Genomic DNA, 8072 nt, shown 5'->3' on the forward strand with positions numbered 1-8072 from the left:
ACGCTCCTCCCTACAGACAGACCGGCACAAAGCGGTCAATCCGTATGTTCTCTCTGTCTGTCACGCAGTCGGCTGCCCAGATTTCCACGCCTGCCTTCTTCGCCAGACGCAGCGCCTCAGCAAACTCCGGCTGTCTCTCCTCAAAAGGCGTAAACCGGCTGACACCTTTCATCTGGATCACAAACAACACGCCAGCCCGGTATCCGTCTTTCTGACAGATCACCAGTTCCTCCACATGCTTTTTCCCGCGCTCCGTGGGCGCATCCGGGAACATGGCCGTTCCCTCTACGTTGAGGGTTACGCCTTTCACTTCAATAAACCACCGCTCCCCGGCTGCCTCCACATAAAGATCAAACCGGGAATTGCCGTATTTCTGTTCTCTTTTGATCAATGTGACGTCCCTCAGCAGTCCTCCGCCGGCGATCCATTCTTCCGCCAGTTTATTGGGCGCCTGAGAATCAATGTTCACCCACTGCCCGTCCTTTTTCACACAAATGAGGGAATACCTGGTCTTCCTGCTGCTTCCTTCCGCCGCCGGCTCCACCAGAACCGAAACGCCGGGCAGAAGAAGCTCACCCAGCCTCCCTGTATTTTTCACATGACAGATTTCTTCTTTCCCGTCGATACAGATATGTGCCCTGAACCGATTGGGCCTTTTTAAGAAAACTGCCTCCTGTAGATTATTATATCTCATTTTCCTCTTCTCTGATATGTTATTTTATATTTTTCTTCCCTGTTTATCAAAATTTTCTGTGATATTACCAGGTATTTTCTGAAATCACCTGGTAATTTTATCTTTCTGTCAAAATTTTTCCGGTACATTTTCCCAGAAATGTCCCAGCACTGTCTTATAATTATGGAGATTCACTTCATAATAACTGTCCCATTCTTCAGGCAGAAGCAGCTGATTCTCCCTCAAAAGGAAACGGTCATCCATCAGCAGAATGGTCCCCGTGTCCCCGGCAGTGCGGATCACCCGCCCGGCCGCCTGGAGCACCTTGTTCATGCCGGGATACCGGTAGGCATAATCATACCCTTTTTTCCCCCTCCTGTCAAAATACGTCCGGATCCTCTCCCTCTCTTCACAGATCTGGGGAATCCCGGTTCCCACAACCATCACGCCGATGAGCCGGCGCCCCGTCAGATCAATGCCTTCGGAAAAAATACTCCCCAGCACACAGAATCCAATGAGTGAGCGGCTGTTTTCCTCCTGAAACGCGTCCAGAAACTCTTCCCGTTCTTTCTCGCTCATGGATGAACTCTGCACCAGAAAATCAGCGGCCAGAGCCAGCGTACTCTCCTCAGCCAGTGCACAGACCTGAGACAGCATATCGTAGGACGGAAAGAAAATCATATAATTCCCCGGCCTGACAGAAATAGTCTCCTCCAGATACCGCACCATTTTCTGATACTGATCGGCTCCCCGGCGGCTGTACCGGCTGGTCACATCCGATGCGATGGCCAGCAGCCGCTTTTCTTTTTCAAAAGGAGAGGATACACTGAACGCTTCCATAGAGCTGTTTCCCCCCAACAGCTGCCGGTAATACTGTATCGGCAGCAGCGTAGCGGAAAAAAAGATGCCCGCCCGGCATTTTTCCAGATATCCGACAAGGCGGGAGGACGGGTCCACACAGAAAAGGTGTATTTTCAGATGAGTTCCCTCCCCCTCCCCATAAATCTCATACCCGTCTTCCATGGTATCGAGAATCATGAAGAAATGTCTTGCCTGAAAATAAAATTCCACAACTTCCTCCCGGTATTCAAACTCCGGATGGTCTTTCAGATAGTCTTCCAGAGTGCCCAACAGCCAGAACAGCGGATAATACAGCTTATCAATATGATCGGCAATCTCTTCCTTCTGCTTACTCATCCGGAGCAGCTCGCTGTTGCAGCTTTGCAGCTTTCTGACGATTCCCTTCTGCTTCTCCCGGAAAATCTTTTTCATTTTCACGAAATCTTCTTTCCTGAGAACCGCGCTGTACATATCCCTCGCCCGGTCCAGAAGATTATGGGCCTCGTCGATCAAAAGAATGCTGCCGCTCTGTTCGCTGAAGAGACTTTTCCGGTTGACATGGGGATCAAATACATAATTATAATCACAGATCACGCTGTCCGCCCACTGCGCCGCCTCAAAGGAAAGTTCATAAGGACAGACCTGGTACCTTTCGCTGTACTCCAGAATATCTTCTCTGCGGATCACATCTTTCTCCGTCAAAAGAGCATAGAGCGCTCCATTGATCCGGTCAAAATGCCCCCGGGCTTTCTCGCAGGCCGCCGGATGACACTCCATCACCTCATTATCGCAAATCCTCTCCTTCGCTGTGAGGGACACCGCCTTCAGACGCAGCCCCTGCTCTTTCAGCAGCCGAAGCGTCTGTTCCGCCACGGTCCGGGTGATGGTCTTGGCCGTCAGATAAAATACCCGTTCCGCTTTCTCTTCTCCAAGACACTTCAATGCCGGATACAGGGTGGAGATGGTTTTGCCTACCCCGGTGGGTGCCTGCAAAAAGATACTCTTCTTTTCGCTGATGGAACGGTACACCATGGCTGCCAGTTTCTTCTGGCCAGGACGATAGTCAAAAGGGAACTCCAGCGTTTCAATACTTTCATTGCGCTGTCTTCTCGCCTCCACATACCTATCCGCCCACAGGGCATACTGGTCCATCAGGGCACCAAACCACTGTTCCAGCTCATCGATCTCATAATGTCTGGTGATATACTGCAGTTCCTCCGTCTCCATATTACAGTAGGTAATCTGCACCAGCACATCTTTATATCCGGCAGGACCGGCGTACATGTACGCATAGCACTTTGCCTGAGCCAGATGAAGCGTTTCCGCCTCCTCAATCTGCCGGACGTCTTTATAAACGCATTTAATCTCATCGATGAGAGGGATCTTCCTGACACTATCCTCTTCCGCATCTGCCGAGATCTCCGGATTTCCACCGCCTTCTGCATCCATGCAGGCACTGTCATTTTCTGCATCCGTGCCCCTTTTGTTTTCCGTGTCCGCGTCGGCAGTGTCACCAGCCCGGTATTCCGCCATATCGATGCCGTCCGCCCGGCCTTCCAGCACCAGCTCATAACCAGCCCGGTGCCAGCTCATTTTCAAGGGGACCTCACTGCGGTATCCGGCCTTTTTGGAACGCTGAATCTTTCGGTGCAGTCGGCTTCCTTCCAGCATCGCCTCCGGGTCGGAGACCAGACCTGTTCCCGTCTCTATATCACCGCTGCGCAGAAAAAACTCCACCAGTTTCCGCACAGAAGTCTTCACCATATTATTCTGGTAGGACAACATTTCTAACTTCTTCTCCTTCCCTCTGATTCCAGGCAGTTATTTCTTTCTTCCAGTCCATCTTTTCTTTCGTTTCTTCAGAAAAAATATTTCGAATGAAATCATTTTCATGTCGGATGATTTAAGCGTTCCGCAGATTCCCCCCGGAATTTCTCATTTTACCGGGCTGTTCCTTTATCTGTAAAATGAAAAATGTCCACAATGAGGGGCAAAACTCACTGTGGACATCTTCCATATAATACTAACCTTTAACTTAGGGGATTACTTTTATTATAATACACTACTTCTGTTAAAATTTCATGTTAAACTAGAGGAAAAAATTGTTCATTTCCCACTAAAATTGTGTATTATTTTTGAAAACAGCAAGATTCTTTCATTTGAAAGCAAAACTATACTTTATTTCGGAAGCTGCCCTAAAATCGCAGGTATTAATTGTTTCTTTCTGGAGACAACTCCCGGCAGCATCACAGAATTTCCTTCCACCTTCACCTGAAAAGCTCCTTCCAGTACTTCCTTGCACATATCGCCTAACAGCAGCAGTTCCGTAGTTTCTGTGAGAATGTCGGTAAGCATAAAAAACAGCATGTCAAGTCCATAGCTTTCTTTCACTTCCGCCATATAAGTCAGCAGCTTTTCTTTGCATGCGGACAGTTGTTCTTTGTTCATGGCGCTGATCTGGCCGACGCCGAAGTTAATCTTATTATCATTGAACTTCTTGAAGTCCTGATAGAAAATCTCTTTCGCAGATTTGGCCTTCAGGTTGCTTCCTGCGTCAAACATATTTTTCGCATATTCTTCAATGTCGATCTCCGCGATGGACGCCAGCTTCTCCGCCATCAGACGGTCAATGGCCGTACAGGTCGGTGAACGGAACATTAATGTATCTGAGATAATGGCGGAACACATGAGTCCGGCAATATACGGCGGAATGGTGATATCATTTTCCATATACATCTGAGTGACAATGGTTGACGTACATCCCACCGGCTGATTTCTGAAATACAGCGGAGCGTCAGTCTCCATGTTGCCCAGTCTGTGATGATCGATAATCTCCAGGATATCCGCTTCCTCGAAACCATCCACCGCCTGTGTCTTCTCATTGTGATCCACAAGAATTATTTTCTTCTTGTCCAGATCCAGCAGGTTTCTCCGGGAAATCATACCAATATATTTATTCTGTGTATCTACAATCGGGAAATCACGGAATCGTTTCTTTGCCATGATCTCCTGAATATCATCCACAAAATCCACTGTGCGGAAAGTGATCAGGTTATCTTTGGTCATAAAATACCGCACCGGCATACTATGGTTGATGAGTCTTGCCACGATATATGTGTCGTAAGGACTTACGATGATACGGCAGCCGCGCTCTTTTGCCAGCTTACGGATGGTTTTGGATACCGGCGCGCCCATACATACAATGATACACTGAGCCTCCATCTCAATGGCACACAGCTGTGACTCATAACGGTTACCCAGAATGACCATATCATACGGTTCGATGATATCTTCCATCATATCCGGATTCGCTGCGGCAATCAGCACATGACCTTCATCAAAATTGCCCTCGATATCACCCACGACCATCTCTCCGTCAATGGTCTCCACGATATTTTTGTAGCTGGTTCCTGCTTTGGACAGGATCATATTGTCGTACACGTCCATATCCGAGTAAGCGATATCTCCGACTGTGATGATGCCGGCCAGCTCCTCATTATCAAGGATCGGCAGAGACACAATCCGCGACGTACGCATGATATCCCACGCTTTTTTCAGGGATAGATCCGCTGGAATTCCCTCTGTCTTTCTTATTTCAATGTCAAGTACCTGCGGGCGGATATCAGTCAGATAAAGTGGCTGAGGTACGTCAAAATGTTTCAAAACGAACTGCGTCTCCTCATTCACATGTCCGTTTCTGGCCGGAACATAAAAATAATCCAGCCCGTCCCTGGCCGCTATCTCATTTTTCAGATAGGCGTAAGAAATAGCCGAACATATACTGTCTGTGTCCGGATTCTTATGGCCGATCACATATACATTTTTTTTGTCACCCATAGAAATACCCTCCTGTTATTCTCTTTTTCTTCCATTAATAATTGTAAACATTTCCCTTTTCTTTTTCAACTGTTTTTGACGAAACATTTTCTCATACTCTTTCCGTGAGTATCCCTTCAATTCATAGAGCGGAGCAGATTCATAAAGCACTTTTACAATGTCATACACTTTCTCTTCCATATCCGGGGAATCGAATGGCAGAACTGCCATTTTTTCTTTTAAATCTCCCCATTCACATCCGTTCTGTATCATCAAAAGAAGGGTTTTGACCATCACCGTTGCCCGGTAATAATTCATATGCATTTCATCCAGCATAAAGGTACCCAGCTCAGAAACTCCCGGCCAGCGGTTATCGATTCCCGCCGCCTCGCTGATGTAAAATAAGTCTTCTTTTCCGATATTTTTATATGATAGATCATTATGCTGCTGAATATACATCAGAAGCATCTCCGGATTCTCCACATTGACGCACTGGTAATAGTCTTTTTGCCTCTGTACATCCCTTAAAAGTACTCCAAAGGCCCAGAGAGAACACCGGCATTTCACAAAAGTCAGAAACTCTCCGTAAGGAATCACCCGTTTTGTCACCCGCATAAAGTTCTCATGGAGAACTGCTACCTCTACCATGCCGTAATAATACATCAGGCCGCAGATGATTTTCTCCCATTCTTCATACTGTTCCATGAGCGCTCTGCTTTTTCTGCTTTTTAACAGGAAATAGAATCTGTCTCTCATCTCCGGAATACAATAAATAAGGTTAGGCTCATCTGTAATAGGATTTCCTTTCTTGAAAGTCACCAGGCCGAAAATCTTCAGATATTCCAGATAATCCCATTCTTCCAGGCTGACTTCTATTTCTGTTTTTTCCCAGATGGACAGCAAAAATTCCAGAAAATGCCGGGGAATCATTTTCAGTATCCATTCGCTGTTATTACAAAATTCTTCTTTTAATGCAGAGATATATGTTTCCTTGGGCAATCCTTCTTCAAACTCTACCCCGATTCTGCTTAATATGGATTTCACGGTTTCCACCGGTGTCTTCTGCATAACTGACGACGCTTCCATATCTCCCTGCACAATATCTGCCTGCATCGCATCATATTTGTTTTGCATACTCTCTCCATGTAAAAAAATCAGCATCCTGCAATGAAAACCGGATGCTGAACTGTCACCTAGTGTACTGTATCATTCATTTTCAGTGTAATGACGCAGAATGAATTTTATCTCTGCAAGGCGGAAGAATGAGGCGTAGTGGGCGCTACGCCGATTGATGACAACGCCGCAGATGGAAATTCAGGCAAGTCATTATGCGAATTGTGAATGATACAGTACACGAGTATTTATTTTAGTTTCTGCCACAGCATTTCTTATATTTTTTGCCGCTTCCACATGGACATGGATCATTCCGTCCGATCTTCGGAGGCTTCACAACTGTTGTGGAGCTCTTCTGCTCGCGATACAGCTCTTTTCTGCGCTCCGGTGTCAGCAGATTATCCCACTGCTCCAGATTATACAGCCATTCTGCTCTGGCTCCTACCATGTTATAATATAACTTCTCTTTGTCATAATCAAGAGAAACCACTGTGTTCTCATCCATCTCCTCAATTGGATTCGGAGTCTTCAGACTGTCATTGATACCATCCAGATATCCTACAAAATATGTCAGTTCCATGTTGAACTTCTCTGCCAGCTCCGCAACGGTGCCGCTCACCGGCTCGTCAGGATTCGAGAGAATCTGCTCATATACAGCCTTCTCCTGCTGAAAATAATCAATCCAGAAACGCTGTCCTTCCTGAGTTCTGTCATCATGACTGTAGGCGAATTCCCGCCAATCTTTTAATAAAGACATAGTTCACTTTCCTTTCAGTTATATGAGTTATCCGCTGTCTGCAAACTGCAAGCAGTTTAAACAGCATATTTTATGGTATTATATCAAAAAAAGTCAAAGAATACAATGTGTTTTCGACAGCAAAGTATTTTCTGAAAAATTCCAAGAGAATTCTAAAAGAAAATTTTTGCAGAAAAAAACTATCTGACAAGAATCTTTTTATCAGATAGTTTTCAAACAGCGCTACCAGGATTCGAACCTGGAAATGCTGGAATCAGAATCCAGTGCCTTACCATTTGGCGATAGCGCTATATAATATATAGAAACAGGGAAAAAATCCCTGTAGAAAAGAATTAAAACAGAATCCTGATATCAGAACTCTTTTTCATAAAAAAAACTGGAAAACTCCAGTTTTAAAGCACGAGACGGGATTCGAACCCGCGACCCTCGCCTTGGCAAGGCGATACTCCACCACTGAGCCACTCGTGCATATAAGGGATGTACCCCTGAAAACTGCACACAATTATCAGATTTCTTATTCTTTTGCAAGTGTTTTATGGTCATCTCGGGAACTCCGTTCCCTCGATGTGGTTATTTTTTCAGCGGTCATTTCGGGAACTCCGTTCCCTCAATGTATCTGCTCCGCAGATGTCATCCAGCATAAAGTCTGTCTTCTGCATGTAAACATGCCTCCGCCAGCCTTCTGCTGTCTGCCGCCTTTCTCCGCTTGAGGTCAAGCTTTCGACCGATTAGTAGCAGTCAGCTCCATACATCACTGTACTTCCACCCCTGCCCTATCTACCTCATCGTCTCTAAGGGGTCTCTCACATTTCTGCTAGGAGATCTCATCTCGAGGCGGGCTTCACGCTTAGATGCCTTCAGCGTTTATCCCAT

Annotated in this window: 5 protein-coding genes, 2 tRNA genes and 1 rRNA gene; all 8 read right to left on the reverse strand. The window is 46.2% G+C overall.

From position 1 onward, the window contains the following. Nucleotides 1-10 precede the first annotated feature (10 nt). Nucleotides 11-694 carry a DNA/RNA nuclease SfsA gene (gene sfsA, locus B5E53_RS12340; RefSeq protein ID WP_087315481.1) on the reverse strand — a complete coding sequence of 228 codons (684 nt, stop codon included), beginning with the start codon at nucleotides 692-694 and terminating at the stop codon, nucleotides 11-13. 108 nt (nucleotides 695-802) lie between these two features. After that, nucleotides 803-3298, reverse strand: a complete 2496-nt coding sequence (locus B5E53_RS12345) for an ATP-dependent DNA helicase (RefSeq protein WP_087315484.1) — start codon at nucleotides 3296-3298, stop codon at nucleotides 803-805. 393 nt (nucleotides 3299-3691) lie between these two features. Further along, nucleotides 3692-5350: a putative manganese-dependent inorganic diphosphatase gene (locus tag B5E53_RS12350; RefSeq protein WP_087315486.1), complete on the reverse strand. Its 1659-nt coding sequence runs from the start codon at nucleotides 5348-5350 to the stop codon at nucleotides 3692-3694. A gap of 15 nt (nucleotides 5351-5365) precedes the next feature. Beyond that, nucleotides 5366-6463 carry a hypothetical protein gene (locus B5E53_RS12355; RefSeq protein WP_087315488.1) on the reverse strand — a complete coding sequence of 366 codons (1098 nt, stop codon included), beginning with the start codon at nucleotides 6461-6463 and terminating at the stop codon, nucleotides 5366-5368. A gap of 232 nt (nucleotides 6464-6695) precedes the next feature. Next, nucleotides 6696-7199 carry an SEC-C metal-binding domain-containing protein gene (locus B5E53_RS12360; protein WP_087315490.1) on the reverse strand — a complete coding sequence of 168 codons (504 nt, stop codon included), beginning with the start codon at nucleotides 7197-7199 and terminating at the stop codon, nucleotides 6696-6698. Between the two features lie 217 nt (nucleotides 7200-7416). Further along, a tRNA-Gln gene (locus B5E53_RS12365) sits at nucleotides 7417-7488 on the reverse strand. 107 nt (nucleotides 7489-7595) lie between these two features. Then, nucleotides 7596-7667: transfer RNA gene (locus B5E53_RS12370), tRNA-Gly, on the reverse strand. Nucleotides 7668-7907: 240 nt separating this feature from the next. Then, nucleotides 7908-8072: ribosomal RNA gene (locus tag B5E53_RS12375) — 23S ribosomal RNA — on the reverse strand; the annotation flags it as partial.

The sequence above is a fragment of the Eubacterium sp. An11 genome (genome assembly GCF_002161065.1).
In the GTDB taxonomy this organism is placed as follows: domain Bacteria; phylum Bacillota; class Clostridia; order Lachnospirales; family Lachnospiraceae; genus Anaerobutyricum; species Anaerobutyricum faecale.

Bases quoted from the DNA above. Each gene is read 5' to 3' on its own strand.
- sfsA (WP_087315481.1), bottom strand. From the start codon at position 694: ATGAGATATAATAATCTACAGGAGGCAGTTTTCTTAAAAAGGCCCAAT.
- B5E53_RS12345 (WP_087315484.1), bottom strand. From the start codon at position 3,298: ATGTTGTCCTACCAGAATAATATGGTGAAGACTTCTGTGCGGAAACTG.
- B5E53_RS12350 (WP_087315486.1), bottom strand. From the start codon at position 5,350: ATGGGTGACAAAAAAAATGTATATGTGATCGGCCATAAGAATCCGGAC.
- B5E53_RS12355 (WP_087315488.1), bottom strand. From the start codon at position 6,463: ATGCAAAACAAATATGATGCGATGCAGGCAGATATTGTGCAGGGAGAT.
- B5E53_RS12360 (WP_087315490.1), bottom strand. From the start codon at position 7,199: ATGTCTTTATTAAAAGATTGGCGGGAATTCGCCTACAGTCATGATGAC.